Genomic DNA, 26,993 nt, shown 5'->3' with positions numbered 1-26,993 from the left:
CGATGCGGAAACTGATCTTCGGCATGAACCTGAGCCTGGACGGCTACATCGCCGCGCCCGGCGACGACCTCGGCTGGAGCGTACCGAGCGACGAGCTGTTCCAGTGGTGGTCCGACCGGGTGGGGGCGACCGGCCTGGCGCTGTACGGGCGCAAACTGTGGGAGACGATGAGCTCCCACTGGCCGACCGCCGACCAGCAGCCCGGCGCCACACCGGCGGAGATCGAGTACGCCCGCCGCTGGCGGGACATGCCGAAGGTGGTGTTCTCCTCGACGACCAGCACGGTCGACTGGAACACCCGCCTGGTCACCGGCGACGCGGTCACCGAGATCACCCGGCTCAAGGCCGAAGACGGCGGCCCCATGGACATCGGCGGCGCCACACTTGCCGCAGCGGCCATGCGGGCCGGGCTGATCGACGAGTACGTGCTGGTCACCGCACCGGCCTTGCTGGGCGGCGGCACGCCGTTCTTCACGGCCCTGGACAGCTGGGTGAACCTGAACCTGGTGGAGACGCGGACGTTTCCCGGCGGCGTGGTGCTGACCCGATACGAGACGAGGCGATGAGCACGGGCCAGATGCTCGGCTCGTGAGGCCAGGTCGAAATCCTTCCTGGCGTGCTCACCGTGACCCTCGGCTATGAGGGAACCTTCCCCGGGCCCTTCCTTGCGTTCCGAGTGAGCTGTTGACCGACTTGCTGGAGATGAGGGACGACGGCGTCGTTGATTGTGACGATGTTCTTCGGGCATGAAGATGCCCCGCCGGCAACGCCGGCGGGGCGGTGGTGTTCGCGTTGTCGCGTTGGTGTTCAGCTGGTCGGGGTGCTCATTCCGCGGTGACTTCGGTGACGGCGGCCCGTGCGCTGGACTTGTCGACGACGGGGGCTTGTCTGATTACCGTGTCGGGGGCAGGCCCAGCCATGGTTTGTCGGCGGCGTCGAATCCGGTGAGTTCGGCGATCTTGCCGTTGACGATGTGCAGGACCGCGATGGTGAACAAACGGTATTCCGGGTCGTCGGGGGTGCGGAGGTACAGCGCGGCGGCAGGCATGCGGTTGACCGTCGTGGCGGTGCAGCGCCAGTCGTCGTAGCCGTGCTGGAAGAGCCCACCGGAGACCCAGCCGTCCACCGCGTCCTTGGCCGTGACGGTCACGGTGCCCGGGTCGGGCAGCATCGTGAAGCGCAGGTCGTCGCGCAGCAGGGCCATCAGCCCGTCGAGGTCGTTGCGCTCATGGGCGTCGATGTACGACTTCACCACGTCGCGCTCGTCAACCGACAGCTCGTGCGTGGCAGGGCGCCGCCAGTCGAGGCGGCGGTCGGGCAGCTGCTCGCGCATCGTCACGCGCGCCCGCTGCAGCGCGCTGGTCACCGATGCGACGGTCAGTTCGAGGGCGTCGGCGGCCTTCGACGCCGGCCAGCCGAGGACGTCGCGCAGGATGAACACCGCCCGCTGCCGCGGCGGCAGGTGCTGGACGGCGACGATGAACGCCAGCTCGATCGTCTCCCGCGCCACCGCCGATTCCTGCGGGTCCTCCGGGAGCATCAGGTCCGGGTAGGGCTGCAGATAGTGCACTTCCGAGCCCGCGCCAGGCAGCTCGGCAGGCACGGGTATGCGGTCGTTGCGCTTGTCCAGGAAGTCGAGGCAGGCGTTCGTCGCAATCCGGTACAGCCAGGTCCGCAGGGCCGCGTGGCCCTTGAACGACTCCCGCTTGTTCCACACCCGCAGGAACGTCTCCTGCGTCATGTCCTGGGCGTCGTCGTAGTTCGCGAGCATCCGGTAGCAGTGCACGTGCAGCTCACGCCGGTAGCGCTCCGTGATGAGTGCGAACCGCGCCGTGTCGCCTGAGCGGGCCGCCGCGATGAACGTGGCCTCGTCGGCGCCCAGCGGTCTGGTGTCGGTCATGGTCATCAATCCTTCCACCGGTGCGAGGGCTAACAGAACTGACGACGTGGCGGAGGATTTCTGATCGGTGAAGCCGCTGACACCGGGCCGTTCGCCAGGCCGGATGGGTCGGGTCGATCCAGGGGACGTGCTCCGGGTCGGGCACACCCTCGATGTCGAGTTGGGCCAGCACGGCTAACTAAGAGCCGCGCAGCGCAGAGCCGTCCGGTGGACACGACAGTGGTCAACGAGAAAGACCAGCAGACCCTGCTGCTCAAGCCGGACGCCGCCTATCTGGCCGATCCGAATACCACCTACCCAGTGACCATCCACTCCGCATTCAGCATCACACCCACTGCTCGCCTGTCACTCCAGTGGCACTCCCGCGCCACATGAAGGTGTCGGCCACGGCCTGGACCCCCGGGAGGCTGGGCGCGAGCCCGCCGAGTCGATTTGCCTACAATTCAGGTAGGTATTATGGTCTATCCCTAAGTCCCCCAGAAAACGAAGGGTTGTTCGGAACATGTCCTCCTTCAGACCTGCGGTCGTCACCCTGGCCATGCTCGCCGCCGTAGGACTTCTGACCTCCTGTGGTGGTTCCGGCACCGGCGCCCAAGCCAAGAGCGACGGCAAAAGCGACGGCAACCCCGTGTACGGCGGCACGCTCACCTACCTGGAACACCAGCCGCCCACCTGCCTCTATCTGCCGGCGGCCGGCTTCTATCCGAACGGCGGCGTGCTCAACCAGCTCACCGACAAGCTGACCTGGCAGAATCCGGAGACGCTCAAGGTCGAGCCGTGGATCGCCACCAAGTGGGAGATCAACGAGGACGCCACGGAGTACACCTTCCATCTGCGGGACGGCGTGACGTTCAGCGACGGCACCCCACTCGACGCCGAGGCCGTGGCCGCCAACTTCGACGTGTACGGCCTCGGCGACGACAAGCTCAAGCTGCCCCCGGCCGAGTTCGTCAACAACTACGAGCGCAGCGAGGTCATCGACGCCAGGACCGTGCGCTTCCACTTCAGCAAGCCGTCGCCCGGGTTCCTCCAGGGCACCTCGGTGATCGGCGCCGGTCTGGTCTCCAAGAAGACGATCAGCCTGCCGTACGAGGAGCAGTGCCAGCTGAAGAACGTCATCGGCTCGGGACCGTTCACGGTGGCCAAGCAGGTCGTCGACAAGGAGATCGACCTCCAGGCGCGCAAGGACTACAACTGGGCGCCGTCCTCCTCCGCGCACCAGGGGCGGGCCTACCTCGACCTCATCAAGATCATCGTGACGCCGGAGGACAACGTCCGGGTGGGCGCGCTGACCTCCGGGCAGGCCGACTACGTCCGGTACGTGCAGGCCTACGACGAGGCGACGGTCGAGAACGCCGGCTTCGTCGTCAAGGGTGAGCCCACCCGGGGCGTCAACAACGGCCTCTACCTGCGCCCCGCCAACAGCATCCTGAAGGACATCAGGGTCAGGAAGGCGCTGCAGGCAGGGACCGACGCCAAGGAGGTGGTGACCACCCTCTTCACCGACAACTATCCCGTGGCGACCTCGGTTCTCAGCCATCTGGCGGCCGGATACGTCGACCTGTCGGACAAGCTCGCCTACGACCCCGGCACGGCCGACAAGCTGCTCGACGAGGCCGGATGGACGCGCGGCGCCGACGGCATCCGGGAGAAGGACGGCGTCAAGCTGCAGCTCGGCGTCTTCGTCGCCGGCCCGCAGCCGCTGTCCAAGCAGACCCTGGAGCTCATCGCCCAGCAGTGGACCAAGATCGGCGTGAAGCTCGAGATCCGCCCCGCCGACGCGGGCACCCAGGCCGTGGACATCAAGAACGCCGAGAAGACGGCGGTGAACCACTCGATGGTCGGCCGCGCCGACCAGGACGTGATCAAGAGCCACTTCCACACGAAGAACCGCGACGTGATCCTCTCCAACGACAAGAAGCTCGACCAGCTCCTTGAGGAGGAGTCGGCCCTCGCCGACGAGACCAAGCGGAACGAGAAGGTGGCCGAGATCCAGCGGTACGTCATCGACCAGGGGTACGCCATCCCGCTCTTCGAGGAGCCCCAGGTCTACGGCATCGCGCCGTACGTCCACGGGGCGGCCTTCGAGGCGGTCGGCCGGCCAAGCTTCTACTCTGTCTGGCTCAGTAAGTGACGAAATATCTGCTCAAAAGGGCAGGACAGGCACTGCTTGTCCTGTGGGCCGCCTTCACCGCGGCGTACATCCTGCTCCAGGCCCTGCCCGGCGACTCCATCCTGATCAAGTTCCAGAACCCCGAACTCGGGCTGTCGCCGGAGCAGATCGCCGAGATCCGCGAGTACTACGACGCGGGCGGCTACCTGCACACCGTGCTCGGCTTCCTCCACGGCGACTTCGGCTACTCGGTCGACACCGGCACCCCGGTCGTCGAGCGGCTGGCCGAGGGACTGCCGGAGACGGCCAAGCTGGCCACCTGCGCCTTCGTGCTGGCGGTGCTGCTGGCCGTGCTGATCGCCTTCGGCTCCGCGTACAGCGGCAGGCTGCGCGGCCTGCTGCTGGCGGTGCCCGCCCTGTTCATCTCGGTCCCGGCGTTCTGGCTCGGCATCCTGCTCATCCAGATCTTCTCGTTCCGGCTCCGGCTGGTCCCGGTCATCGGCGGCACCGAGCTCCAGCAGCTCGTGCTGCCGGTGCTCACGCTGGCCGTGCCGATCTCCGCGCCGATCGCGCAGGTGCTCGCGCGCAGCATCGACCAGGTGCTCACCCAGCCGTTCGTTCCGGTGGTGGCGGCCAAGGGCGCCTCGCGCTCCTGGATCCTGTGGCGGCACGTCGCGCGCAACGCGCTGCCGCCGACGCTGACCGTGGCGGGCCTGGTGTTCGGCGAGCTGATCGCCGGGTCCGTGGTCACCGAGACCGTCTTCGGCCGGGGCGGCATCGGCCGCCTCACCGAGCAGGCGGTCAACGCTCAGGACACTCCGGTGCTCCTGGCCGTGGTGGTGCTGGCCGCGACCGTCTTCGTCGTGGTCAACCTGCTGGTCGACGTGCTGTTCCCGGTGCTCGACCCGAGGTTGGCGACATGAGGTGGCTGTCGTGGGCGGTCATCGCCCTGGTGGTGCTCTGGGCCGCCGTGCCGTCGCTGTTCACCGGGTACGACCCGCTGGCCGGGGTCCCGGCCGAGAAGCTCCAGGAGCCGAGCGCCGCGCATCTGTTCGGTACCGACGCCGTGGGGCGCGACCTGTTCGCGCGAGTGGTGCATGGATCGGTCCAGTCGCTCTCGGGCGCGCTCGTCGCGGTCGCCGTCGGCCTGCTGCTCGGCACGCTGCTCGGCCTGATCGCCGGGTCGGTGCGCGGGGTGGTCGACGAGACCGTAATGCGGATCATGGACGTGCTGCTGTCGGTGCCGGGGCTGCTGCTGGCGCTCACGATGATCATCCTGCTCGGGCCCGGCACGGTGAACGTGGCGATCGCGGTGGGCGTCGGCTCCGTCGCCTCCTTCGCCCGCCTGGCCAGGGCCGAGGTGGTCCGGGTGCGCCGCACCGACTATGTCGAGGCCGCGTTCGGCAGCGGCGGCACCTTCGCCGGCGTGCTCGTGCGGCACGTACTGCCGAACTCCCTCGGCCCGGTCATCGCGCTGTCGGCACTGCAGTTCGGCGTGGCGATCCTGGCGATCTCCACGCTCGGCTTCCTCGGCTATGGAGCCGAGCCGCCGACGCCCGAGTGGGGGCTGCTCATCGCCGAGGGCCGCAACTACCTGGCCACCTCGTGGTGGCTCACCACACTCCCCGGCGCGGTCGTCGTCGCCGTGGTTCTCGCCGCCGGTCGCATCTCGAAGGAGATCAGATGAGCCTCCTCGACGTCCGGGATCTCACGGTCGCGTACGGCCGACAGGTCGCGGTCAAGGGCGTCTCGTTCACGGTCGAGCAGGGAGAGGTCGTCGCCGTGGTCGGCGAGTCGGGTTCCGGCAAGACCACGACGGCCAACGCGATCATCGGCCTGCACCCGGCGTCGTCGGGCAAGGTCCTGCTCAACGGCGTCGACATCGCGGGCTGGTCGCAGCGCCGCCTGCGGTCGATCCGGGGGCACCGGATCGGCCTGGTCCCCCAGGACCCGTCGAACTCGCTGAACCCGGTCATGAAGATCGGTCAGCAGATCGGCGAGATCCTCAAGATCCACAAATATGGCGACAGAGCGGGCATCAGGCGGCGGGTGATCGAGCTGCTCACCCGCGTCGGCCTCGACGACCCCGAGCGCCGCGCCGGCCAGTACCCGCACGAACTCTCCGGCGGCATGCGCCAGCGCGTGCTCATCGCCATCGCGATCGCCCTGCGCCCCAGCCTGATCATCGCCGACGAGCCGACCAGCGCCCTGGACGTCACCGTCCAGCGTCGCATCCTCGACCTCATCGACGACCTCAGAAAGGAGTACGGCACGGCGGTCCTCCTGGTCACCCACGACCTGGGCGTGGCGGCCGCGCGTTCCGACCGCCTGGTCGTGATGAAGGACGGCCTGATCGAGGAGTCGGGCGGCGTCCGCGAGGTGCTCGCCGCGCCCGCCGCGCCGTACACGCGCCGGCTCTTCGAGGACGCCCCGGCGCTGACCGCACGCGAGTTCAAGTCGGTGGACACGTCGGCCGAGCCCGCCATCGTCGTACGCGACCTCGTCAAGGAGTTCGGCTCCTTCCGCGCCGTCGACGGCGTCTCCTTCGAGGTGCTGCGGGGCAGTACGCACGCCCTGGTAGGCGAGTCGGGCTCGGGCAAGACCACGACGGCGCGCATCGTGACCCGCTTCACCGGGGCCACGTCGGGCGAGGTCGTGATAGGCGGCGACCCGGTGAGCCCGCGCGATTTCCGGCGCAGGGTGCAGCTCGTCTACCAGAACCCCTACGGCTCCCTCGATCCCCGCCAGGCGGTCGCCGGGATCGTGGAGGAGCCGCTGCGCAACTTCCGCCTCGGCGACCGGGCCGCCCGCCGTGCCAGGGTGAAGGAGCTGCTGGAGCGCGTCGCTCTGCCCGAGACGCTGCTCGAGCGCCGGCCCGGGGAGCTGTCCGGCGGGCAGCGCCAGCGGGTGGCTATCGCCCGCGCGCTCGCCGTCGAACCCGAGGTGGTCGTGCTCGACGAGGCCGTGTCCGCGCTGGACGTGACCGTGCAGGCGCAGATCCTGACGCTGCTGGAGGAGCTCCAGCGCGACCTCGGACTCACCTATCTCTTCATCTCCCACGACCTCGCCGTCGTGCGGCAGATATCGCACACCGTTTCCGTCATGAACAAAGGACGCATTGTGGAATCAGGGACGACGCACCAGATCTTCGACAGTCCGCGGGAGGAGTACACCCGCGAGCTGCTCGCCGCCGTGGCGGAGCCGGTGCGATGACCCGGATCGGCTTCTTCACCCGGGTGCTCGACGACGCCCCGCCCGGCGAGCGCTACCGGCTGGCCGTCGAGCAGATCCAGCACGCCGAACGCCTCGGCTTCGACACCGCCTGGGTGGCCCAGCACCACTTCGACGGTGATGAGGGCGGCCTGCCCGCGCCGCTGGTCTTCCTCAGCCACGTGGCCGCGCGCACCAGCCGGATCAGGCTCGGCACCGGCATCATCACCCTGCCGCTCGAGCACCCGGTGCGCGTGGCCGAGGACGCCGCCGTGCTCGACCTGCTGTCCGGCGGGCGGCTGGAGGTCGGCGTTGGCGGCGGCGGCACGCCCGCGTCGTTCCCCGCCTTCGGCAAGGACCCGGCCCGGCGCGGCTCCATCTACGCCGACCACCTCCAGGTGCTCGTGGACGCGTGGTCGGGCAAGGACCTGGGCGGCGGCAACCACCTCTACCCGGCCGCGCCGACGCTGGCCGACGCCATCTGGGAGGCCACGTTCTCCGTCGCCGGCGGCGAGCGCGCCGGGCGGGCGGGCAACGGGCTGATGCTCTCGCGCACCCAGCCCAGGCCCGAGGGGGCGCGGCACGCCACGCTGGCCGAGATCCAGAAGCCCATCGTGGACGCCTACTACGCCAACCTGCCCTCCGGCGTCGCGCCCCGGATCATGGTCTCGCGCACCGCGTTCGTCGCCGACACCCGCGAGGAGGCGCTGCATTGGGCCGCCGAGGGCCTGTCCAGGCCGGGTCCGCGGCAGCAGCCGGACGGCGGCGGTGTCGACGATCTGATCGCCACCTGGGACGCCCACGTCGGCACCCCCGAGGACGTCATCGCCAGCCTGAGGGCGGACCCGACGCTGGAACGTGCCACCGACCTGGTCTTCCAGGTGCACTCCATCGACCCGCCGCACGAGCTGATCCTGCGCTCCATCGAGCTGCTCGCGACCGAGGTGGCTCCCGCACTGGAGGCGATATTGGAAGGAAACACCGCATGACCGCCGACACAAGCGCCGACGTAAGCGCCGGCACGACCACCGACCCGACCGTCGACGTCATCGACACGCTGGCCGGGATCCGGCCGGGATCCCGCCTGGACCTGCTGCGCGACCGGCGTCCCGAGGCCCGCGAACACGCCCAGCGCGCCTACGAGGCGCTGTTCGCCCCCGACTCGGAGCAGGAGGTGACCCTGGTCGAGCGCGTCGCCCTGGCCGCCTTCGTCGCCGGACTCCACCAGGACCCCGCCGTCGCTCGCCACTACGCCGACCGGCTGGCCGAGCACGCCCCCGACCTGCGTACGACCATCGAGCGCGAGATCGAGGCGAGCCGGACCGTCGGCCCGTACGGCGTCTACGACGAGCCGTCGCTCGCCCAGGAGAGCCTGATCGGCCCGGCCTACCGGGCGGGGCGGCGCGAGGCGCTCGGCGAGCGCCTCGCCGCCGCCCTCGACCACGCCCACCTGCTGGTCTTCCGCCCCCGCGAATCGAGCCGCGACGCGCTCAAGAGGCTCCTCGACGCCGGCTGGACCACCACGGGCGTGGTGACGATCTCGCAGCTCGTCGCCTTTCTCACCTTCCAGGTCCGCGTGGTCGCGGGTCTGCGTCTCCTAGGAGCCGACCGATGAAGTTCACCCAGGACAAGCTCGGCTGGGAACCCTGGCTGGAGCCGCCGGCCGAGGACGAGCTGACCGATGCCCACCACGACGCCCTCGTCGACCGGGCGCGCGCGGCCTCGCCGTACTTCCGGCTGCTGGCGCTCGACCCGCGCGTGCTGCACGCGCGGACCACGACCGACAACGACATCTTCTACAACGCCGACGGAGGCCTGCCCCGCGCCGAGCGGGAGCTGGCCGCGACCGCGACCTCGCGGCACAACGGCTGCGTCTTCTGCGCCTCTGTGCACGCCCGCTTCGCCGCGCACTACTCCAAGCGCCCGGACGACGTGCGGCGGCTGCTCGACGACGGCGTCGCCGCACCGCAGAACGAGCGGTGGCGAGCGATCATCGACGCCTCGGTGGCGCTGACCGCCACCCCCGGCGCGCTCGGCGCCGACCACCTGGCGGCCCTGCGCGCCGCCGGGCTCGACGACCTGGAGATCAGCGACGTGATCCACGCCGCCGCCTTCTTCAACTGGGCCAACCGGCTCATGCTTTCCCTGGGAGAACCCGCGTGACTATCGCACTGGACCACCTCGTGTACGCCGTCCCCGACCTTCAGGCCGGGGTGGCGGCCTTCGCCGCTCTGACCGGCGTCGTCCCCTCCGCGGGCGGCGCGCACCCCGGCGGCACGGCCAACTACCTCGTCGGCCTCGGAGACGGCGCCTACCTGGAGATCATCGGCCCCGACCCGTCCAGGCCCGGCACCCGGCCGCGCGCCTTCGGCCTGGAGTCGCTGACCGAGCCCACGCTCGCCGCGTGGGCCGTCCGTGCTGGTGACATCGACGCCTCCGTACGGCGGGCACGCGAGGCCGGTTACGATCCCGGCTCCATCGAGCCGCTCTCGCGGCGCACGCCCGACGGCACGCTCCTCGAATGGCGGCTGACCAGGCGCGACGACCCGGCCGCCGTTCGGACCACGCCCTTCCTCATCGACTGGGGGAGCACCACGCACCCATCGGCCTCGGGCATCCCGGCACTCTCCCTGGCCTCCTTCACCGTGATCCACCCCGATCCCCCGTCGGCGCGCGGACCCCTGGACGCCTTGGGGGTCACGGTCACGGTCGAGCGGGGCCCGGCCCCCGGACTGCGTGCCGTACTTGACACCCCGGAAGGACAGGTGACGCTCGCATGAGCTCCCTTCGCGAATATCTCGCCCAGAAGCGCGCCGCGCTCCTCGCCCGCCGGGCCGCCTCGGCGGAGAGCGGCGGCGGTCCCGTGCCGCTGCGCGCGACCGTGACCGCCGAAGGCCGCAGCGGCGTACGGCGGATCAGGATCCGTGACTTCCAGATCCTCAGCGACAGCGGGCCCGACTTCGCCGGGTACGACCTGGGGCCGGGTTCACCCGAGCTGCAGGCGGGCGTCCTGGGCAGCTGCGTGACGCACATCTTCCTGATCAAGGCCGCCGAGCTCGAGGTGCCGGTCGACGCGCTGTCGGTGGACGTGCGGGCCGAGTACGACCCGCGCGCCCAGTCGCCGGACACCACCGACATCCCGGTCTATCCGCAAAACTTCCGCTACGAGGTCCACCTGGACTCGCCCGCCTCGGACGAGGAACTCGCCAGGCTGCACGCCGAGGTCGAGCGGGTCTGCCCCATCCTCAACCTCATCCGGAACCCGCAGGACATCACGGGCACGATCGTCCGGGTCGGCGCCTGAGCCGAGCGCCCCCGCATGCGGGCGGACGGTGGGGTCAGGGCTTCCAGGGGCCGATGCGGTCCAGGCGGCGGCGCTGCTGGCGCGCGGTGGGCACGTCGAGGCCCTGGCCGCGTACGGTGAGCTGGTCGGCGACGGCGGCGCGGTGCTCGACGGGCTTGTGGTCGTCGTATTTGAATTTGGCCAGTACGTCGATGACCTCCATGCGCAGGCCGCGGATGCCGGGCAGCATCCGGCCGTAGGGGGGCTGGTCGACGGCGACGGGGGCGTGGTCGCCGTCGGGCTGGAAGTGGGCGAGCTGGCGGCGCAGCAGCTCCGCCTTGCCCTCGGGATCGTCGACGATGCCGGCGCGGCAGGTGAACTGGACGGCCGTGTAGTAGCTGGTGGGGACCCCGTCGTGGGGCGGGGTCCCCACCATGGCGCGCCAGGGGCCGGGGATGAAGGCGTAGTCGCCGATGACGGTGAACACGACGTTCGGGTCGTGCTCGATCGCCTTCCAGACCGGGTTGGGGCGGGCGAGGTGGACGAGGAGGTGGTCTCCGTCGCAGGTGAAGTGGGTGGGGACGACGATGGGCGGGTCGCCGGGGAGGCCGTTGACGCTCAGCTGCCCGAAGTCATGGCCTTCGGCGATCCAGGTCTGCCATTCGGTTTTGTCCAGGCTGGCGTCCCAGGGCTGGATGAACATGCTGTTCTCCTTGGTTCGGTGGTGGGGTGGGCTGCGGGCTTGCTCAGGCCAGGGCGAGAAGGCTGACGGCGATGGCGGCGGTGCCCAGGCCGACGAGCTGGCTGCCGTGGATGCGTTCGGCGAGCACGCCGCGCGCGAGCAGAACCGTGCCGGCCGGGTAGAGGGCGGTGATCACGGCGACGACGGCGAGGTCCCCGCCGCGAGCTGCGAGCAGGAACAGCAGGTTCGCCACGGAGTCCAGCACACCCGCGGCTGCCGACATCGCGTACGCGGGCCGCTCGGAGCCGAGCTTGCGGTGCATCAGCCCCGCCGCGGCCAGGGTGACCGCCGAGGAGACCGCCCGGCCCACGATCAGCGGAGCCACCCCGCTGTCGGACGGCGCCTGGTGCAAACAGATCAGCTGAAGGGCGATTGCGGCGCCCGCACCCAATGCCAGCAGCAGCGCAGCACGGGAGGGGCGCGCCGAGCCCGCGCCGTGTCCGGCGCTGACCAGCACCACCGCCACCAGCGCGAGCGGTAGACCCACCAGTCCGGCGGCGGCCAGGTGCTCGCCCTGCAGCAGACCCACACCGACGGGCAGCGCGGCGGACACCAGCGCGGTCACGGGCGACAACACGTTCATCGGGCCGATCGCCAGAGTGCGGTAGAGCAGGGCGAACGCGGTGGCCGAGGCGACCCCCGAGGCTGCACCCCAGCCAAGCGTCGCAGGGCTGAACGAGGCTCCGAGCACCGGCCACAGCAGCAGCTCGACCGCGAGACTGGCCGGGGCCGCGATCATCACGGTACGCAGGACATGGGCCTTGCGAGCGCCAAGGCCGCCGAGGAAATCGGCGCACCCGTAAGCGAGTGAGCTGCCCAGGGCCAGCAGCAGAGCGATCACGGCACATCCCTTACTATTCATTGGAACGACCAAAACGTACAACAAACCGACCGGTCCAACCAAACGACCGAGAAGTGCATTCAAATGGTCAAGTCGCGGGGATGGTGATCAGTTGGCCGAGACAGCCGCAACCCTGCGGACGGTCGCGCACAACGTCCGGACGGCCCGCATCCGCGCGGGTCTGTCCCTGGAGGAACTCAGCCGGCGCGCCCAGGTCAGCAAGGGCGCCCTGGTGGGATTGGAGAAAGCCCAGGGCAACCCCAACCTGGCCACCCTGGTCCGGCTGGCCGACACCCTTGGCATTTCGGTGTCCGCCCTGATGCAGGGACCGCCCGAAGGCCGCGTCCGTGTCGTGACCTCCGAGGCGGTGGCACCACTGTGGGCCGGAGATCGGGGCAGCGAGGCGCGGCTCATGCTGACGACCTCAGGCCCGGCTCCTGTCGAGGTCTGGCGCTGGCGACTGGAACCGGATGAGGAATATCGCAGCCACCCCCACCAGGCCGGAGTCGTCGAAACCATCAGCGTCACCTCCGGCCGGATGGCCCTGATCGTCGACGGCACCGAGCACGTCGTCGAAGCCGGACAGACCGCCACGTTCGACGGCGACGCCCCCCACAGCTACCGCGGCTCGGGCACCGAGACCTGCAGCCTGATCATGACCGTCCATCTGCCGCCCGGCCCCGCGTGATGCTCCAGACAGGAGGGTGATCAACTGTTTGGCGGCCGGTGACACGTCACGCCACGCCGCGCCCGCCGAGCCGCTCAGCGTGACTCTTCGAGGCTGCTGACCAGGCCAACGGCGTGGGCCAGGCCGACGCCGGCAGCGGTAGACATCTCGGAAACAAGGCAGCCCCCTACCGGGCGCCAGTTCCGAATGCGGGTCGTACCAAGTGCCGGCGTCGAAGCGTGGCAGGCCCAACCGGACCGTAGGCCAAGAATCACCGTTCCGATGTTCCTCAGGCCCCCACGCGGGGGCCACATCGACCACCGCACCTCACGCCCTCAGCACCTCGTGCGGCAGGGCGATCGCCTCGCGCCCTGAGGGCGTACGGACTGTTCGGGCGGCGAGCAGGGCGTCGATCACCGCTTCCTCGACCGACTCCATGACGGCGGCGAAGACGCCGTCGAGCTCAGTGGGATTCAACGTCCTGGGCGTCTCGGAGGGCTCGGAAGAGAAGGCCAGGGCATAGTCACCGCTCCCGTGGCTGAACGCCGCGCCCACCTGGCCGAGCGCGAAGACGCCCCTGGCCGCGATTCGTGACAACTGAAGGGCGCTGCAGGCTACATCGATGGCGATCACGACGACGCAGGAGCCCCGCTCGGAGACGTGACCGGGTCGGGGTAGGCCCAGGTCCTCGGGGGTGATCGTGCGACCCAGGAGCCGCAGGTTTCCGCCCATGTTGGCTTGCACCAGCACTCCGACGGTCGCCTGGCGGTCGCGCAGCACCACCTTGCGCGAAGCCGTACCGATGCCGGCCTTGAAACCGAGCGCGATAGCCCCGGTGCCGCCGCCGACGTTCCCCATCGCGACCGGACCGTCGTGTGCGCCGTCGAGCGCGCCGTAGACGTGCTCGGTCGTGACAGGACGCGGATCGGCGGAGGACAGCCAGGAGTCGTTGATCTCGCCGACGACGAGGTTCACGGAGCGAACGGGCTCGGCCGCCTTGTCGATGAGCCAGCTCAGCAGGCTGTCAGCGACGCGGAAGGTGGACAGCGTCGAGGTCAGCAGAACGGGCGTCTCCAGTTCGCCGAGCTCCATGACCTGCGTGACGCCGACGAACTTTCCGTAGCCGTTCCCCACATGAAATCCGGCCGGAACGGTTCGGGCGGCAGAAAGCGCGTTCGGTACGACGGCCGTCACCCCGGAGTAGATGCCCTTCTGCTCATCCACGAGGGTGGTCTGTCCGACAAGGACCTCCGCGACATCCGTGATGGCGTTGTTGGCCCCCGGCTCCAGGCGGCCGACACGGTGCCCGAAGTCTCGCAGACGACGGACGTGCGGCTGGCGTGGCACGAAGTCAACCATGATGGAAGGGCCTCTCTCGCGATAACAGTCCATGGATTATGGTCCGCAATCGCTGGAAAGATCTCGTTATGCCGGTCAAAGGAGCCCACCCCCATTGGATCCAGACGGCTCTACGCGTGGACGAGGCGCAACACGACGGCTATGACCATGCCTGCCGCCGGCCGCGCCGGCGGTGTCCCGGAGCTCCTCAATCGATAGCGCTCCCGGAATGTGCGACGTTAACCTGACGCCCTGTTCCGAGCTTGATTCCGCATCCGGCATCGCATCCGGTTTCCGCGCCTGCCTGACCCATGGGAGGCAATGATGATCTGGAACGTCGCTCTCCCCGACGACTGGGAATCGCGGGTCCGCTCCGCGCTCGCGAATGTGCGCGACGATCTCGCGCGTGGTGCGCTGCACCCTTTGGGCGCCGGCATGGAGAGCGTCGCTCTCCGCCTCGACCCGCCGGACGGCGACGGCGGAACGTCGTTCGTCCTGCGCTTCCCGTACAACGAGGATGGCGCCGAGGGGATCGCCTGCGAGGCCGCCCTCCTGCCCGAACTCGCCGAACATCTCCCCCTTCCGATCCCGCGTTTCGCCTTCACCGCCCCGAATCCGCTCGGCCCCGGCGAATTCTGCTGCTATCCCGCCGTCCCGGGTGAATCGCTGTCGGAAGAGGACTGGCACCGGCGCGGGCTCCTGGACGAGCCCGCGCCGATCCGCCGCATCGCCGCACTGATCGATGCGATCCATGCCTTCCCGGTCGGACGCGCACGCGAGCTCGGCGTCCCCGAATCGGATCCGCGAGCTGAGTTCGGCGAGCGTCTCGACCTGCTGCGCGCCGAGGTCGTCCCCGCGCTGCCGTCGAGTGAGTCCCGGACGCTGGTCGCCGCCTTCGAGGACTACATCGGCGACGACGCCTGCTTCGACTACGAGCCGGTGCTGATCCACGCCGACATCAGCCTCGACCACCTCCTCGTGACCGGCACAGACGTCACCGGCCTCATCGACTTCGGCGACACCACGATCGGCGACCCCGACTACGACCTGTGCTACCTGTGGTCCGAGACGGGCCCCGGGTTCACCCAGCGGCTCCAGGAACTGCGCGGCGTCCCGTTCACCGACCGCCTTCAGCGCAAGCTCCGCTTCTGGGAACTGGCGGACGCGGCAGCGGACGTCCTGCACGGCATCGAGCACGGCCATTCCGAGTTTCGTGACGAGAGCCTCGCCGTGCTCCGCGGCCTCCTCACGCAACGGGGTTCCGGTAGCAACGCGGAAGCGTCCCACGGATATACCGCTGACGTGCGGTGATGCGGGGCGCCGGTCCTTCACTGCCGACCGATTGGGACGCGGCCGCGAGGCCACGTTCGTGCGGGACCCGGTGGACATGTGCATGACGACGAGGCGCTCGAGTTCCCGGCACCCGCAGGACCTCGACGGCGGGAACGCCGACGGAGGGGGCTCGCTCACCTGTCCGCGAACAAACAGTCTGCCGGAGATCCGGACGTGCCAGACTGCCAGACATGGCAGCCTCGGGCCGATCAGTGGTCATCGACATCCGGACGCGCCGGGCCGGCACGGAGCGCGGCCCCGAGATCCCCGACGGCCAGGACCCCTTGCTGCGCACGGTGTACGGGGAGATCCTGCGCGACGAGCGGCTGGACCAGGACCGCACGCTCGATGACGTGGCGCGTGCGGTCGGCATGTCCAAGCAGTATCTGTCGGAGGTCGAGCGCGGACGCAAAGAGCCGTCGTCGGAGATGCTGCATTCGGTGTGCGACGCGCTCGGGTTGCCGATCGAGCACCTGCTCACCCGCGCCGTCCGGCGGATCACGGCGTCACGCCGGATCTCGACGCACAGGCCGTCCGGTACGCCGCGGGTGGAGCTGCTGGCGGCGTGAGCGCTACGACACCTCGCGGGTGATGATCAGCTCGTCGACCAGGCCGTACTCGACGGCCTCGTGCGCGCTGAAGACCCGGTCCCGGTCGGTGTCCTTGCGCAACTGGGCGACGTCCACCCCGGTGTGGGAGCTGAGGATCTCCTCGGTCTGCGCGCGTATGCGCATCACTTCTGCCGCCTGCAGGGTCAGGTCGGAGATGGTGCCCTGCCCCTGCGTGGACGGCTGGTGCAGCAGCACGCGGGAGTGGGCGAGCGCGAACCGCCGTCCGGGGGTGCCCGCGGCGAGCAGCACCGCGGCGGCTGAGGCCGCCTGGCCCATGCAGTACGTCGCGACCTTCGCGCGGATGAACTGCATGGTGTCGTAGATCGCGAGCATCGCGGTCGTCGAGCCGCCGGGAGAGTTGATGTACAGGTTGATCTCCTGGTCCGGGCTCTCCGCCTCCAGGTGGAGCAACTGTGCCATCACGACGTTCGCGACGCCGTCGTCGATCTCGGTTCCGAGGAAGATGATCCGCTCGTTGAGCAGCCGGCTGAAGATGTCGAACGACCGCTCCCCCACCGGGGTCCGTTCGACCACGTACGGGATCGTGTACTGCGTCATGACGAGAACCCCATCCGGTTGGCGGCGTACGGCGCGAGGCTGTGGAAGGAGTCGACGATCTCGTCGATCATCCCGTAGTCGCGGGCCTGCTCCGGCGTGAACCAGCGGTCCCTGTCGCTGTCGGCGGAGATCTCCTCGATCGTGCGTCCCGTCTCCGCGGCGAGGATCTCCTCGGACTGCCGCTTCATGTACCGGAGGTTCTCGGACTGGATCGCGATGTCGATCGCCGTGCCGCCGATTCCGGCCGACGGCTGGTGCATCATGATCCGGCTGTGCGCGAGGCTGATCCGCTTGCCGTGTGTGCCGGACGCCAGCAGCACCTGCCCCATGCTCGCGGCGAACCCGAGCGCGACGGTGACCACGTCGTTCGGGACCAGCTTCATCGTGTCGTAGATCGCCAGTCCGGCCATCACCGACCCTCCGGGTGAATTGATGTACAGGATGATGTCGCGCTCGGAATCCGCCGAGGCCAGCAACACCATCTCGGCGCACACCCGCTCGGCCATCTCGTCGTCGACCTCTCCGGTCAACAGCAGGGTCCGTTGCTGGAACAGCTTCTCGTTCAGCCGGTCCCGGTAACTCATGTTCGGGGAAACACGCATGGCGCCTTTGTATCCGCCGCGGCCCCGCGACCTGTCGATATGTCTGCTGAGGGCAGACGGCGGCGGCCCGGCCGATCGGTGTCGCGGTGCTACTGCCGACGCGCGCTGTCGCCGCGTGAGCCGCGCGGGCTAGGCTCGGGCCGTGCCCTTGACGACCGCGCACGACGTCGACCGGTTCGAAGCCTCCAGGCCGCGCCTGGAGGCCATCGCCTACCGCCTCCTCGGCTGCGCCGGGGATGCCGAGGACGCGGTGCAGGACACGTTCCTGCGCTGGCAGGCCGCCGACGTCGACCGCATCGAGGTCCCCGAGGCCTGGCTGACGAAGGTCCTCACCAACCTGTGCCTCAACCAGCTCACCTCCGCGCGGGCGCGGCGCGAGACCTATGTGGGCCAATGGCTTCCCGAGCCGCTGCTGTCCGGGGACCCGATGCTCGGCCCGGCCGACACCGCCGAGCAGCGCGAATCGGTCTCGTACGCGGTCCTCACCCTCATGGAGCGCCTCTCCCCCAACGAACGGGCGGTGTACGTGCTGCGGGAGGCCTTCGACTACCCGCACCGGGAGATCGCCGACATCCTCGACATCACCGAGGCAGCCAGCCAGCAGATCTTCCACCGCGCCAAGAAGCACATCACGGACGGCAAGGCCCGCGCCGAGGTCGACGAGGCCGCCGCCCGGAGGATCATCGAGGAGTTCCTGGCGGCCGCCACCAGCGGCCAGATCGAGCCGCTCGTGCGCCTGCTCACCGAGGACGCCATCTCGATCGGCGACGGCGGCGGGAAGGTCCCGGCCCGTGCCAAGGCGTTCGAGGGCGCCGTCGCGGTCGCGAAGTTCCTGCGGGGCCTGTTCAAACCCGGGGAGGCCAAGCGCGCCATGGTCGGCGGCACGCCCGAGGTCTACGCCTGGACCGCCAACGGCGACCCCGCCGTCGTGGCCGTCGTGAACGGCCGGGTCGTCGGCGTCATGTGCCTGGAGGTCACCGCCGAGGGCATCGCCGCGTTCCGCAACCAGGTGAACCCCGACAAGCTCGAACGCGCGACCGCGCACTGGGCGGCCGCCGACCACGAGGAGCCCCTGTTCAACGTCTTCTGATCGCTATGTGAGGTGCTTCACATCGCGTTCCTGTCAGGGATCGGCGGGCCGCCCGGTTCAAGTGGCAAACACGCGCGACAGGAGCCAAGGAAATGCAGCACCGCATCATCGTCCTCGGAGCCGGGTACACCGGAGCCATCGCCGCCGGCCGCCTCGCCAAGCGGCTCCGCCGCGAGGATGTCGCCATCACCCTCGTCAACGCCGAGCCCGACTTCGTCGAACGCGTCCGCATGCACCAGCTGGCGGCCGGCCAGGACCTCAAGCCCCGGCCATTCAGCGAGATGCTCGCGGGCACCGGCGTCGATCTGAGGCTCGCGAAGGTCACCGACGTCGATGTCGACGCGATGACCGTCGCCGTCATCGACGCGAACGGCGCCGAAGAACTCGCCTACGACACGCTCGTCTACGCCCTCGGCAGCGGCTGGAACGCCCAAGGCGTCCCCGGGACCGCCGAGCACGCCTATGAGATCGCCGGCCGCCCCGGAGCACTCCGACTGCGCGAGCGCCTTGCCCGCCTCGACGCCGGGCAGACCGTGGTCGTCGTCGGTGGCGGCCTCACCGGCCTGGAGGCCGCGACCGAGATCGCCGAGGCCCGTCCGGACCTCGACGTCGCCCTCGCCGCCCGCGGCGAACTCGGCGACTGGCTCGCGCCTAAGGGCCGCGAGCACCTGCGGAAGGTCTTCGGCAAGCTCGGGATCACCGTGCACGAGCACGCCGCCGTCACCGGCGTCGAGGCCGACCGTGTCACCACCGCCGACGGCAAGGCCATCCCGGCGGCGGTCACCGTGTGGACCACCGGCTTCGCGGTTCACCCGATCGCGAAGGCGACCACCCTGGAGGTCACCGGCACCGGCCAGATCGTGGTCGACGGGACCATGCGCTCGGTCTCGCACCCGGACGTGTACGCCGTCGGCGACGCGGCCATGGCGATGGGCCCCGGGGACAAGCCGCTGCGAATGTCGTGCGCCTCGGGAACCCCGGCCGCGTGGCAGGCCGCCGACGCGATCGCGGCGCGCCTGACCGGCGGGAAGCTTCCGAACGCGCCGATCCGCTACTTCAACCAGTGCATCTCACTGGGCCGCAAGGAGGGCTTGATCCAGTACGTCACCGCCGATGACCGCGCCGTGCAGGCGGTTCTGACCGGACGGCTCGCCGCCGTCTACAAGGAGTTGGTCTGCAAGGGCGCCGCCTGGGGCGTCGCCAACCCGACGCTCGGGCTGCCGACCCGGCGCCGCCGCGTCACGCGGGAGAGGGCCACGGCGGGCTCGGCCGTCAAGGCGCCGGCGTAGAGCACGAAGCGAACCGGGCGCCCTCGATGTGAGGGCACTCGCTTCGGATCGGGGTTCTTCTCCCGAACATGTCCCCAGCCGCCGGATAGCGCAGCGTCGTTTCCGTCTCGGCGACAGGCTATGCGGCCCGGTCCGGTCCGGGAGAAGCGCGCGTTCCCTGAGCCATGGGGCGAGTTGCGCCGGGCGGAGCTCGGCGCTGCCACAGCCAGGCCATCCTGTCCCGCCGTACTGCGCCGAGGATCCGGCGTCAGGCGGCGGTACCGCGCCGTTGCTGCGCCGTTGCCGCGCCGCCATCGCGGCCGGGCAGGAACGCGACTCGAGTTCGACCTGGAGGCGCTGGCGGAACGGTTCGGGTCGGCGGCGCGGGTGATTCCGCGCGGGTCGCTGATCACCCTCCTGGAGAGCGGGCTGCCGGAGGGGACCGTACAGTTCGGCGCGCGACTCGCGGAACTGCGGGCAGACGAGGACGGCGTACGGGTGCGGACGCAGACAGGTCAGGAGTACAGCGGTGACTTCCTGGTCGGAGCCGACGGTGCGCACTCGCGGGTGCGTGCCCTCGTCGTGGGCGGTGGCAAGGCGGCCCTGGCCTCCACGGTCGCCTCGCGCAGCCTCGCGGTGTCCGGCCCGAGGACATTGACGCAGAGCGAGTACCTCATGCGCATGAATGGCGCCGCGCCGCCGGGTCTCGCCACTCGGGGGTTCGGTCGGCTGCTGCGCGCCCTCAGCAGCCGGATCTGCCGCCGGCGCCGACCTTTCCAACCAGGCGGCCATCATCTCGATCTGGTGGCCGACGTGGCCCGACATCCCCCATCATTACAGCTTGCAATCAAATGATCGCCGACAGTGGTGGCGGTGAAGGGGTGCATGCTGTGGTTACCGAGCGAAAGATCCCCGCGGAGTGGATGACGAGCTGGCCTCGTCCCGGCGAACCGATCGATGTGGACACGCAGGACCTGCCGCACCTCGACTGCGGTACCGAGTGGTGGCGGTTCGCCGCCGACCTGCGCGATGAGCGCGGGGAAGAGCTCCAGTTGATGGTCAACTTCCTGAGTCACCGGACCGCCAGGGCAGATGGCAGCCCGCTGGTCTCTCACGGGTTTTACTGGGCGCACAGCGCCGCGTGCGGTTCGACGTACCGGGCCGAGACCTGGCGTGATGCCGGCGCGGTGGAGCTGACCTGTATGGATACCGCCAGAGGCTGGGACCCGTGCCTGCACGAGGCGGTACAGGAGGCATGTTCGGGTGGGCGGCCGATCCCCCCTGACCGGCTGTTGCCCGGCCCGGTCCGAATCGCCGGTGATCGGCTGCGTCTGGATTTCGGCGGTGTCGCCGAACTGTCCAAAGAAGCCGAGGGCAGCTATCGGATCGTCCTGCGCGACGACCAGGAGAGCTGGCATCTGCGGTTGCGCGGCCTCAAGCCCGCCGTGCCGGAAGCGGTGCATCTGGGAGCACCGCTCGGAGTGGACGAGGGGCGCTACACCTATGTCGTGCCTCGCTTGGCGGTGAGTGCCACGCGGAGTCGGCAAGGGCGGCAGATCGCCGCGTTGTCCGGGGTGGCGATGTACCAGCACGCCTTCGGCGCCGCCGACTTCCCGCAGGCCGGCACCCGTACGCCGATCGACCACAGTCGGACGTGGGCCGGGGTGCATCTGGACAACGGGTGGGAGGTGTTGGCCTTCCAAGCCCGCACCGCGGATGTCGCGGGGGGCAGGGTGGCCGACCGGCCCGCGTCCGTGGTGCTCGTGGCGCCCGACGGCACTCGTCATGAGGCGTCGGCGCAGCTGACCGGGGCCGCGTCGTGGACCTCGACGACGACACTGAACGCCTATCCCACCGTCTGGCAGATCGAAGCACCCCAGGCGGGATTGTCACTGCGGGTCCACGCCCGCTTCCCCGAGCAGGAACGGCGCGCCGTCTTCGGCCTGGGCGCGCTGCTGGAAGCCGGCGCCACGGCCGAAGGAGCGCTGTACGGCCGGCCGGTCCGCGGCCGTGGCTGGCTGGAGGTCCTGCCGTTCAACCGCATCCTCAGCTTCGAGCGCCATATGGAGCGGTTGCGTGAGATCACCCACGCCGAGGTCGTGCGCCTGTATCCCGATGCTCCCGAACCTGTCGCGATGGCCGCGCTGGCCGGGCTGGACATCCGCTCCGAACCGCTCATCGACGTCGTCGCCGAGCCGTTGCACCGCTCGCTGGTACTGCCGGTCCGGCACATGACCGACGCCATGGGCAAGGGCTGGCGCAGCTACGCCGCGATCGCGGCGATGGAGATGCTGGGTGTCAGCAGTCAGCCGTATCGGGAACTGACGGCGCTGGCCGAACTGCTGCACACGGGCAGTCTCATCGTCGACGACGTGGAGGACAACGCCCCGATGCGCCGGGGTCGAGCGGCTGTTCACGCGGTGTTCGGCCCGGCTACCGCCATCAACACCGGGACACACGCCTACTTCGTATTCGACCAGATCGTCCGCGACCTGCTGCCCGATGACCCGCGACGACGGCTGCGCCTGTATCAGGCGTACCTGGACGGCCTGCGCCGCAACCACGCCGGCCAGGCGCTGGACATCCTCGGCCACCACGACGCCATGGACGCCGCCATTGACGCAGGGGACCCCACCACAGTGCTGCAGCGGGTGCGGACCACGCACCGTCTCAAAACCGGCGGAGTGGTCCGCGGTGTGGGCGAGTTCGGTGCGATTCTGGCCGGAGCGGATGGCGAGCGGTTCGCCGCGATCAGCGCCTATTACGAGGCCGTGGGGCTGGCCTACCAGATCAGCGATGACGTCGCGGACCTGCGCGGCGTGCTGACCTCTTCCACGGACGCCGACTCCCGAATCGCCAAGCTCGCCGGTGAGGACATCCGCGAGGCCAAGGTCACCCTGCCCCTGGCCCACGCCGTCACCCTGCTGCCCCAGCCTCGGCTACGGGAGATCTGGGACATCGTCCGCGCCGGCAACGCCGACCGGGCCGCCGCGGCCGACGTCGTCGAAACCCTGCAGCGCTGCGGCGCCATCGCGGCCTGCCTCGCCGAAGCCCGCCATGTGATCGATCAGACCTGGCAGCCGCTGCAGGATCTGCTGCCCGTCAACCATCACACTGTCATGATCCGCGCGCTCGGCATCTACGCCGCCCAGCGGCATCTCGACGAATGACCCCTCCCACCGGCCTGTTGGGCATGGTGCCTCTTTCGGCTACGCTACAAGTAGTCAGGAAGCCTTAGAAGGTTGGTTTATAAAGTGACCGAAGAACCTGCACGTGCGGCGCCGTTCCTGCCACAGCTCATCGGTCAGGCCTTCAACCTGATCCTCGACGAGCTCTACCACCACCTTGTCGAGGCCGGACACGAGGATCTGCGACCCACCCACTGCCTGAATGTGTTCCGGTTCATGGACTGCGACGGCACCCGGCCCACCACGCTGGCCCGCCGAGCCGGGATGACCCCTCAGGCGATGAGCGAGCTCGTGGGCTACCTGGAACAACGCGACTATGTGCGACGTGTCCCTGACCCGACCGACGGCCGGGGCCGTGTCGTCATCTACGCCGACCGGGGGACCCGCGCCGCCGAGATCAGCGCCGGGTACTTCGCGGACTTGGAGGCCCGCTGGGGTGCGATCGTCGGATCCGACCGCCTCCAGGACGTCAATTCCGCTCTCGCTCAGATCCTCGACGCCGCCCCAGCTCACGGCGCCCGCAAGTCGAGAGTCCCCGCACCATGAGCCGGCCATCCGGAGCGCTCGTCAACTACTGGGACCGGCAGGCGGCCACCTACGACAGAAGGTTGGCCGGGGTCGAACGCCGGTTCTTGGCGGACAGCCGCCGCTGGGTCTGCAGCCGGGCCCGCGGCGCCACTCTGGAGATCGCCATCGGCACCGGCGCCAACCTCCCCCACTACCCTGACGACGTCGACCTGACCGGCATCGACTGGAGTCCCGCCATGGTCCACGCCGCACACAGGCGGGCAGACCGGGTCCACCGGGCCGTCAGTCTCCACCAAGCCGATGCGACCGCGCTGCCCTTCCCCGCGGCGGCGTTCGACACCGTCGTCAGCACCTTCGCCCTGTGCTGCATCCCCGACGAACGTGCCGCTCTCGTTGAGGCGCTCCGCGTACTGCGGCCCGGGGGCCATCTACTGCTCGCCGACCACGTCGCGGCGTCCTTCTGGCCGCTGCGTGCACTCCAGCACGCCGTGGACCTGGTCAGCGTCCCCCTGCAGGGCGAGCACTACACCCGCCGCCCCGTCACCACCCTGCGTGGTCTCGGTGTCGTCATCGAGGAGACCGAGCGCCTGACCATGGGCGCGATCGAACGCGTCAACGCCCGTAAGCCCCACTGACCCGAGCGGACCCGCGGCCTCACGCCTCACCACGGCCGCGGGGCGCGGGCAGTCGTCGTGCCAGGAGACCGGGGAGCCACCAGTTGCGGGAGCCGAGAACGCGCATCAGTGCCGGGACCAGCGCCAGCCTGATGACGGTGGCGTCCAGGGTGATCGCGGTCGCGACGGCCAAGCCGAGTTGGGCCAGCTCGTGGCGGTGCGCGGTGAGCAACGCGGCGAAGGTGGTGACCATGACGGCGGCGGCGACGGTGATGGGGCGGGCGGTGTGGCGCAGGCCGTGGACGACGGCGGCGGTGTTGTCCCCGCTGTCGTGGTAGTGCTCGGCGATGCGGTGGATGAGGAACATCTCGTAATCGATCGACAGGCCGAACACCAACGTGAAGGCCAGCAGCGGGATCAGCGTGTTGACCTGGTGGCCGACCAGGTCAGGGATGTGGCGGGTGGCCAGCGTCAGCAGGCCGAACGCGGCGGTGACGGCGAGCAGGTTCATCACGACGGCTTTGATGGGCAGCAGGATGCTGCGGAAGGTCACCAGCAGGAAGGCCAGCGACCAGCCGAGCACCAGCGCGATCACCATGCCGAGCTGGGCGGTGCTCTCCTCGATCAGATCGGAGAAGATCGCATTGGGCCCGGTCACCAGGACACGCTGGCCGGGCGGAAGCAGGGCCGGAGCATATTGGCGGGATATCTGCCGCGCCAGCGCTGTGCTCGCCGGATCATCGATGTGCGTACGGATGACGACGAGGACGACGGTCAGGTCGCGGCCATTGTCGATGGGGGCCGCCGAGGCGACCCTCGGGTCCTCCCTGAGGGTGGCGATCAGCGCGCCGGTGTCGACGGGCGGGGCGTCGACGGGATGGGGCAGCACCACGGCCAATGAAGAGGAGATCTGGTCGGCCTCCATGTACGCCAGGCCGCGCCCGAAGTCGGTCTGGACGATCGAGGCACGGTCCAGGTCGACGCCCAGCCGTAGGCCGGTCACCGGTGCGGCAGCCGCCACCAGCACGCCGGTGCAGGCCAGCGTGTAGGCGATGGGGTGACGCATCAGGTGACGTGCCCAGCGGCTCCACCCGGTGCCGCCGTCCCCGTCGTGTTCCACGGCACGGTGTTCCACGGCACGGTGTTCCACGGCGTGATGTTCCATGGCGCCGCGGCGGATCCGCGTCCGGCGCTGCTCAGCCGTCGGACGCGGGCGCGGCCATCTCAGCCGCCCGCGCCCGAGCCACCGGTCGGCGGCCACCAGTACGGCCGGGAGCAACGTCAGGGTCGCCGCCGCGGCGACCACGGCCGCTGTGCTCACCGCGGCCGCCATGGTGCGGATCATCGATGTGCGCACCACGAGCAGCGCGACCGCCGTCAGCGCGACCGCCAGCGCGCACCAGCCCGCCGTCCGTCCGGCGGTGCTCGTCGCGATGCCCGCGGCTTGATGGCGATCGTGCCCGATGTCGCGGGCCTGGCGGTAGCGCAGCAGGATGAGCAGCGCGTAGTCCAGCCCGAGTCCCATCCCGACGGTGGCCACGACCGCCAGCATGAAGGTGTCCGTCTCCACCCCGAGCCGGCTCGCCACCGCCAGCGCTCCCAGGGCCGTCACCATCACGGTGCCGGCCATCGCCAGCACCACCAGAGCGGCTCCGGCTGTCGCCAGGCCGATCAACAGCGCCAGCAGCGCCACCGGAACCGCCACCAACTCGGCCCGCCGCAGGTCGGCCAGATCGGCTCGCTTGGCCTCCGCGAGCAGCGCGGTCTCACCCACGACGTGAACGTCGAGGCGAGAGCCGGATGCCGCGCGTGCGGCTCGCTGGGCGGCGGCGCGCAGCAGCGGCAGCGCCGCCTGACGCGCCCGCTGGTCCCCGTTCACGCCCACGAGCGCATAGGTACGCCGCCGATCCTGCCCGGGGACCGGAGGCAGGAGCTGCACCCCGCCCACCTGCGGCTGCGCTGACACGGCGCTTACGGCAGCCTGGAGCGCGCGCGAATACACCTCGTCATCGTCCTGCAGCATGGCGGAGGCGAAGACGAGCATCATCTGCTCGGAGCCCAGCCGTGGAAATCCTCGCTCCAGCAGGTGCGCCCCGGTCAGCGAGGATGATCCGTTCACCCGCACGGCCGGAGCACTGGCGCGCTGGAGCAGGCCGGGCACCATCAGGGCCGATCCGGCCAGCAACACCAGCCACGCGGCGAGCACCGCCCGGTGATGGCGTGCCGCCACCTCACCCAAGCGGCGCCAGACGGGACGGCGACCCGCGCCGGCGGACGCACGCGACGCAGGCGACGCCTGGTCGGTCGATGCTCGCGACGACAGAGGCATCCGGCCACCTCCCGTGAGAGATCCTCAAACTGTGTTACAAATAGCTGCCAAGCAATCACAGATAGTAGTCACATAATGGAGGACGAGATGATCCGCCGATCCCACTCCGGGCACCTGCGCCGACTCGCCATCGCCACCGTGACCGCCGGCCTCGCCGTACCGCTCCTGGCTTCCGCCGGGTCCGCCCAGGCCACGCGCACACCCGCCGCCCGCACCGGCACGCTCGGTGCACCAGACCCGGCGACGTTGATCTGTGCCATGCGCACCGCGCCCAAATTCCCCATCACCTTCACTCCGCCACTGCGTGACGCGGCGGCACAGCCGACCGAGGCGCGGGGCGTCATTCTCCTGGAGCGCTGCTCCTCACCCAACGGCAAAGCGGCCGACATCGCCTCCGGCAGGCTCGAGATCACCGGCAGCGCCACCGCCAGTTGCCGAAGCGCCACCAACGTGCGCGGAACCGGGACCGTCACCTGGCAGGACGCGCAGGGCAAGAGCGTGGGCACCTCCAAGCTCACCACCGAGTCGAGCCAGACCGCCGGCTCCAGCCCGACCGACAGCCTGCTGAGCGGCAGCGTCTCCTCCGGCCGTCTCAGCGGCCGACAGGTCGGCGCGATGGCCACCCCCACCACCGATCTTGGGCAGTGCACCTCCCCCTCGGGCCTTTCCGAGTTGAGCGGAGCCGGTCGGCTCTCCTTCACCTGACCGTTCAGGGCTCGATAGGAGGGGAGCCCACCCGTGTCCCCTGATGCCGGTGCTCGGAGTTCCGCGCACCGGCA

General features: G+C 69.9%; 28 protein-coding genes. 21 read left to right on the top strand and 7 right to left on the bottom strand.

Annotated features, from left to right (window positions below; genetic code table 11):
• Window positions 1-2: 2 nt before the first annotated feature.
• A complete protein-coding gene (locus AB0I59_RS15775) occupies window positions 3-566 on the top strand; it encodes a dihydrofolate reductase family protein (protein ID WP_358133311.1) in 564 nt (187 codons plus the stop codon).
• Between the two features lie 326 nt (window positions 567-892).
• Here the strand turns inward: AB0I59_RS15775 and AB0I59_RS15770 are convergent, their stop codons facing one another.
• Window positions 893-1,900 (bottom strand): RNA polymerase subunit sigma-70, encoded by a 1,008-nt coding sequence (locus AB0I59_RS15770; RefSeq protein WP_358133308.1) that lies wholly within the window; start codon window positions 1,898-1,900, stop codon window positions 893-895.
• Between the two features lie 207 nt (window positions 1,901-2,107).
• Here AB0I59_RS15770 and AB0I59_RS15765 point away from each other — a divergent pair, with 207 nt between their 5' ends.
• The 10 genes from AB0I59_RS15765 (at window position 2,108) to AB0I59_RS15720 (ending at window position 10,527) form a co-directional block, all read left to right on the top strand.
• Window positions 2,108-2,275 carry a hypothetical protein gene (locus AB0I59_RS15765; RefSeq protein WP_358133305.1) on the top strand — a complete coding sequence of 56 codons (168 nt, stop codon included), beginning with the start codon at window positions 2,108-2,110 and terminating at the stop codon, window positions 2,273-2,275.
• 127 nt (window positions 2,276-2,402) lie between these two features.
• A complete protein-coding gene (locus tag AB0I59_RS15760; protein WP_061258433.1) occupies window positions 2,403-4,034 on the top strand; it encodes a TIGR04028 family ABC transporter substrate-binding protein in 1,632 nt (543 codons plus the stop codon).
• Window positions 4,031-4,936 carry an ABC transporter permease gene (locus AB0I59_RS15755; protein ID WP_358133301.1) on the top strand — a complete coding sequence of 302 codons (906 nt, stop codon included), beginning with the start codon at window positions 4,031-4,033 and terminating at the stop codon, window positions 4,934-4,936. Before AB0I59_RS15760 ends, AB0I59_RS15755 begins: the two co-directional genes overlap by 4 nt.
• Entirely contained in the window at window positions 4,933-5,700 is a 768-nt protein-coding gene (locus tag AB0I59_RS15750; RefSeq protein ID WP_082777246.1) for an ABC transporter permease, read from the top strand. Before AB0I59_RS15755 ends, AB0I59_RS15750 begins: the two co-directional genes overlap by 4 nt.
• Window positions 5,697-7,226 carry a dipeptide ABC transporter ATP-binding protein gene (locus AB0I59_RS15745; RefSeq protein ID WP_358133297.1) on the top strand — a complete coding sequence of 510 codons (1,530 nt, stop codon included), beginning with the start codon at window positions 5,697-5,699 and terminating at the stop codon, window positions 7,224-7,226. The genes AB0I59_RS15750 and AB0I59_RS15745 overlap by 4 nt, the downstream gene beginning before the upstream one ends.
• Window positions 7,223-8,212, top strand: coding sequence for a putative FMN-dependent luciferase-like monooxygenase (locus AB0I59_RS15740; protein ID WP_358133294.1), 990 nt, complete (start codon window positions 7,223-7,225; stop codon window positions 8,210-8,212). Before AB0I59_RS15745 ends, AB0I59_RS15740 begins: the two co-directional genes overlap by 4 nt.
• Window positions 8,209-8,838 carry a CMD domain protein gene (locus AB0I59_RS15735; protein ID WP_358133291.1) on the top strand — a complete coding sequence of 210 codons (630 nt, stop codon included), beginning with the start codon at window positions 8,209-8,211 and terminating at the stop codon, window positions 8,836-8,838. Before AB0I59_RS15740 ends, AB0I59_RS15735 begins: the two co-directional genes overlap by 4 nt.
• Window positions 8,835-9,386, top strand: coding sequence for an alkylhydroperoxidase domain protein (locus tag AB0I59_RS15730; protein ID WP_061258438.1), 552 nt, complete (start codon window positions 8,835-8,837; stop codon window positions 9,384-9,386). The genes AB0I59_RS15735 and AB0I59_RS15730 overlap by 4 nt, the downstream gene beginning before the upstream one ends.
• Entirely contained in the window at window positions 9,383-10,003 is a 621-nt protein-coding gene (locus AB0I59_RS15725) for a VOC family protein (protein ID WP_358133288.1), read from the top strand. The genes AB0I59_RS15730 and AB0I59_RS15725 overlap by 4 nt, the downstream gene beginning before the upstream one ends.
• On the top strand, window positions 10,000-10,527 hold the full coding sequence (locus tag AB0I59_RS15720) for an OsmC family protein (RefSeq protein WP_358133285.1): 528 nt from the start codon (window positions 10,000-10,002) through the stop codon (window positions 10,525-10,527). The genes AB0I59_RS15725 and AB0I59_RS15720 overlap by 4 nt, the downstream gene beginning before the upstream one ends.
• A gap of 34 nt (window positions 10,528-10,561) precedes the next feature.
• On the opposite strand, the gene AB0I59_RS15715 is transcribed toward AB0I59_RS15720, so the two are convergent.
• Both AB0I59_RS15715 and AB0I59_RS15710 read right to left on the bottom strand, forming a co-directional pair.
• Window positions 10,562-11,209 (bottom strand): FMN-binding negative transcriptional regulator, encoded by a 648-nt coding sequence (locus tag AB0I59_RS15715; RefSeq protein ID WP_061258441.1) that lies wholly within the window; start codon window positions 11,207-11,209, stop codon window positions 10,562-10,564.
• Window positions 11,210-11,252: 43 nt separating this feature from the next.
• Window positions 11,253-12,089: an EamA family transporter gene (locus AB0I59_RS15710; protein WP_358133282.1), complete on the bottom strand. Its 837-nt coding sequence runs from the start codon at window positions 12,087-12,089 to the stop codon at window positions 11,253-11,255.
• 112 nt (window positions 12,090-12,201) lie between these two features.
• On the opposite strand from AB0I59_RS15710, the gene AB0I59_RS15705 reads away from it, so the two are divergent.
• Window positions 12,202-12,777 carry a helix-turn-helix domain-containing protein gene (locus AB0I59_RS15705; RefSeq protein WP_061258443.1) on the top strand — a complete coding sequence of 192 codons (576 nt, stop codon included), beginning with the start codon at window positions 12,202-12,204 and terminating at the stop codon, window positions 12,775-12,777.
• Between the two features lie 306 nt (window positions 12,778-13,083).
• Here AB0I59_RS15705 and AB0I59_RS15700 read toward each other — a convergent pair whose 3' ends face one another.
• Entirely contained in the window at window positions 13,084-14,103 is a 1,020-nt protein-coding gene (locus AB0I59_RS15700; protein WP_358133279.1) for a P1 family peptidase, read from the bottom strand.
• A gap of 312 nt (window positions 14,104-14,415) precedes the next feature.
• Here AB0I59_RS15700 and AB0I59_RS15695 point away from each other — a divergent pair, with 312 nt between their 5' ends.
• Both AB0I59_RS15695 and AB0I59_RS15690 read left to right on the top strand, forming a co-directional pair.
• On the top strand, window positions 14,416-15,405 hold the full coding sequence (locus AB0I59_RS15695; RefSeq protein ID WP_358133276.1) for a phosphotransferase: 990 nt from the start codon (window positions 14,416-14,418) through the stop codon (window positions 15,403-15,405).
• Between the two features lie 212 nt (window positions 15,406-15,617).
• Entirely contained in the window at window positions 15,618-15,995 is a 378-nt protein-coding gene (locus AB0I59_RS15690) for a helix-turn-helix domain-containing protein (RefSeq protein ID WP_082777247.1), read from the top strand.
• Window positions 15,996-15,998: 3 nt separating this feature from the next.
• On the opposite strand, the gene AB0I59_RS15685 is transcribed toward AB0I59_RS15690, so the two are convergent.
• A complete protein-coding gene (locus AB0I59_RS15685; protein WP_358133273.1) occupies window positions 15,999-16,595 on the bottom strand; it encodes an ATP-dependent Clp protease proteolytic subunit in 597 nt (198 codons plus the stop codon).
• Window positions 16,592-17,197 carry a ClpP family protease gene (locus AB0I59_RS15680; RefSeq protein ID WP_061258447.1) on the bottom strand — a complete coding sequence of 202 codons (606 nt, stop codon included), beginning with the start codon at window positions 17,195-17,197 and terminating at the stop codon, window positions 16,592-16,594. Before AB0I59_RS15680 ends, AB0I59_RS15685 begins: the two co-directional genes overlap by 4 nt.
• A gap of 142 nt (window positions 17,198-17,339) precedes the next feature.
• On the opposite strand from AB0I59_RS15680, the gene AB0I59_RS15675 reads away from it, so the two are divergent.
• From AB0I59_RS15675 to AB0I59_RS15650, 6 genes are all read left to right on the top strand, one after another.
• Window positions 17,340-18,287, top strand: coding sequence for an RNA polymerase sigma-70 factor (locus AB0I59_RS15675; protein ID WP_358133270.1), 948 nt, complete (start codon window positions 17,340-17,342; stop codon window positions 18,285-18,287).
• A 92-nt stretch (window positions 18,288-18,379) separates the two neighbouring features.
• Window positions 18,380-19,576 carry an NAD(P)/FAD-dependent oxidoreductase gene (locus AB0I59_RS15670; protein ID WP_061258449.1) on the top strand — a complete coding sequence of 399 codons (1,197 nt, stop codon included), beginning with the start codon at window positions 18,380-18,382 and terminating at the stop codon, window positions 19,574-19,576.
• Between the two features lie 120 nt (window positions 19,577-19,696).
• Window positions 19,697-20,410, top strand: coding sequence for an FAD-dependent oxidoreductase (locus AB0I59_RS15665; RefSeq protein WP_358133267.1), 714 nt, complete (start codon window positions 19,697-19,699; stop codon window positions 20,408-20,410).
• A 35-nt stretch (window positions 20,411-20,445) separates the two neighbouring features.
• The gene (locus AB0I59_RS15660) at window positions 20,446-22,725 is read left to right on the top strand and encodes a polyprenyl synthetase family protein (RefSeq protein WP_358133265.1); all 2,280 of its coding nucleotides are present in this window, start codon (window positions 20,446-20,448) and stop codon (window positions 22,723-22,725) included.
• Between the two features lie 84 nt (window positions 22,726-22,809).
• Window positions 22,810-23,289, top strand: a complete 480-nt coding sequence (locus AB0I59_RS15655; RefSeq protein ID WP_061258452.1) for a MarR family winged helix-turn-helix transcriptional regulator — start codon at window positions 22,810-22,812, stop codon at window positions 23,287-23,289.
• Entirely contained in the window at window positions 23,286-23,906 is a 621-nt protein-coding gene (locus tag AB0I59_RS15650; protein WP_061258453.1) for a class I SAM-dependent methyltransferase, read from the top strand. The genes AB0I59_RS15655 and AB0I59_RS15650 overlap by 4 nt, the downstream gene beginning before the upstream one ends.
• Window positions 23,907-23,925: 19 nt before the next feature.
• Here AB0I59_RS15650 and AB0I59_RS15645 read toward each other — a convergent pair whose 3' ends face one another.
• Entirely contained in the window at window positions 23,926-26,115 is a 2,190-nt protein-coding gene (locus AB0I59_RS15645) for an MMPL family transporter (RefSeq protein WP_358133262.1), read from the bottom strand.
• Between the two features lie 186 nt (window positions 26,116-26,301).
• Here AB0I59_RS15645 and AB0I59_RS15640 point away from each other — a divergent pair, with 186 nt between their 5' ends.
• Complete coding sequence (locus AB0I59_RS15640) at window positions 26,302-26,919, top strand: hypothetical protein (RefSeq protein WP_358133259.1); 618 nt, start codon at window positions 26,302-26,304, stop codon at window positions 26,917-26,919.
• The last annotated feature ends 74 nt before the right edge of the window (window positions 26,920-26,993 follow it).

Origin of the sequence: Microtetraspora glauca (assembly GCF_040656155.1) — a bacterium.
GTDB classification, from domain to species: domain Bacteria; phylum Actinomycetota; class Actinomycetes; order Streptosporangiales; family Streptosporangiaceae; genus Microtetraspora; species Microtetraspora glauca.
Note: the sequence above shows the minus strand (reverse complement) of the source record. Positions and strands in the feature narration are given on the sequence as shown.

What these genes read in the sequence shown, in the direction of transcription:
- AB0I59_RS15775 (WP_358133311.1), top strand. Translation starts at nt 3, where the DNA reads ATGCGGAAACTGATCTTCGGCATGAACCTGAGCCTGGACGGCTACATC.
- AB0I59_RS15770 (WP_358133308.1), bottom strand. Translation starts at nt 1,900, where the DNA reads ATGACCGACACCAGACCGCTGGGCGCCGACGAGGCCACGTTCATCGCG.
- AB0I59_RS15760 (WP_061258433.1), top strand. Translation starts at nt 2,403, where the DNA reads ATGTCCTCCTTCAGACCTGCGGTCGTCACCCTGGCCATGCTCGCCGCC.
- AB0I59_RS15750 (WP_082777246.1), top strand. Translation starts at nt 4,933, where the DNA reads ATGAGGTGGCTGTCGTGGGCGGTCATCGCCCTGGTGGTGCTCTGGGCC.
- AB0I59_RS15745 (WP_358133297.1), top strand. Translation starts at nt 5,697, where the DNA reads ATGAGCCTCCTCGACGTCCGGGATCTCACGGTCGCGTACGGCCGACAG.
- AB0I59_RS15740 (WP_358133294.1), top strand. Translation starts at nt 7,223, where the DNA reads ATGACCCGGATCGGCTTCTTCACCCGGGTGCTCGACGACGCCCCGCCC.
- AB0I59_RS15735 (WP_358133291.1), top strand. Translation starts at nt 8,209, where the DNA reads ATGACCGCCGACACAAGCGCCGACGTAAGCGCCGGCACGACCACCGAC.
- AB0I59_RS15730 (WP_061258438.1), top strand. Translation starts at nt 8,835, where the DNA reads ATGAAGTTCACCCAGGACAAGCTCGGCTGGGAACCCTGGCTGGAGCCG.
- AB0I59_RS15720 (WP_358133285.1), top strand. Translation starts at nt 10,000, where the DNA reads ATGAGCTCCCTTCGCGAATATCTCGCCCAGAAGCGCGCCGCGCTCCTC.
- AB0I59_RS15715 (WP_061258441.1), bottom strand. Translation starts at nt 11,209, where the DNA reads ATGTTCATCCAGCCCTGGGACGCCAGCCTGGACAAAACCGAATGGCAG.
- AB0I59_RS15695 (WP_358133276.1), top strand. Translation starts at nt 14,416, where the DNA reads ATGATGATCTGGAACGTCGCTCTCCCCGACGACTGGGAATCGCGGGTC.
- AB0I59_RS15690 (WP_082777247.1), top strand. Translation starts at nt 15,618, where the DNA reads ATGGCAGCCTCGGGCCGATCAGTGGTCATCGACATCCGGACGCGCCGG.
- AB0I59_RS15685 (WP_358133273.1), bottom strand. Translation starts at nt 16,595, where the DNA reads ATGACGCAGTACACGATCCCGTACGTGGTCGAACGGACCCCGGTGGGG.
- AB0I59_RS15680 (WP_061258447.1), bottom strand. Translation starts at nt 17,197, where the DNA reads ATGCGTGTTTCCCCGAACATGAGTTACCGGGACCGGCTGAACGAGAAG.
- AB0I59_RS15670 (WP_061258449.1), top strand. Translation starts at nt 18,380, where the DNA reads ATGCAGCACCGCATCATCGTCCTCGGAGCCGGGTACACCGGAGCCATC.
- AB0I59_RS15665 (WP_358133267.1), top strand. Translation starts at nt 19,697, where the DNA reads ATGCGGCCCGGTCCGGTCCGGGAGAAGCGCGCGTTCCCTGAGCCATGG.
- AB0I59_RS15650 (WP_061258453.1), top strand. Translation starts at nt 23,286, where the DNA reads ATGAGCCGGCCATCCGGAGCGCTCGTCAACTACTGGGACCGGCAGGCG.
- AB0I59_RS15640 (WP_358133259.1), top strand. Translation starts at nt 26,302, where the DNA reads ATGATCCGCCGATCCCACTCCGGGCACCTGCGCCGACTCGCCATCGCC.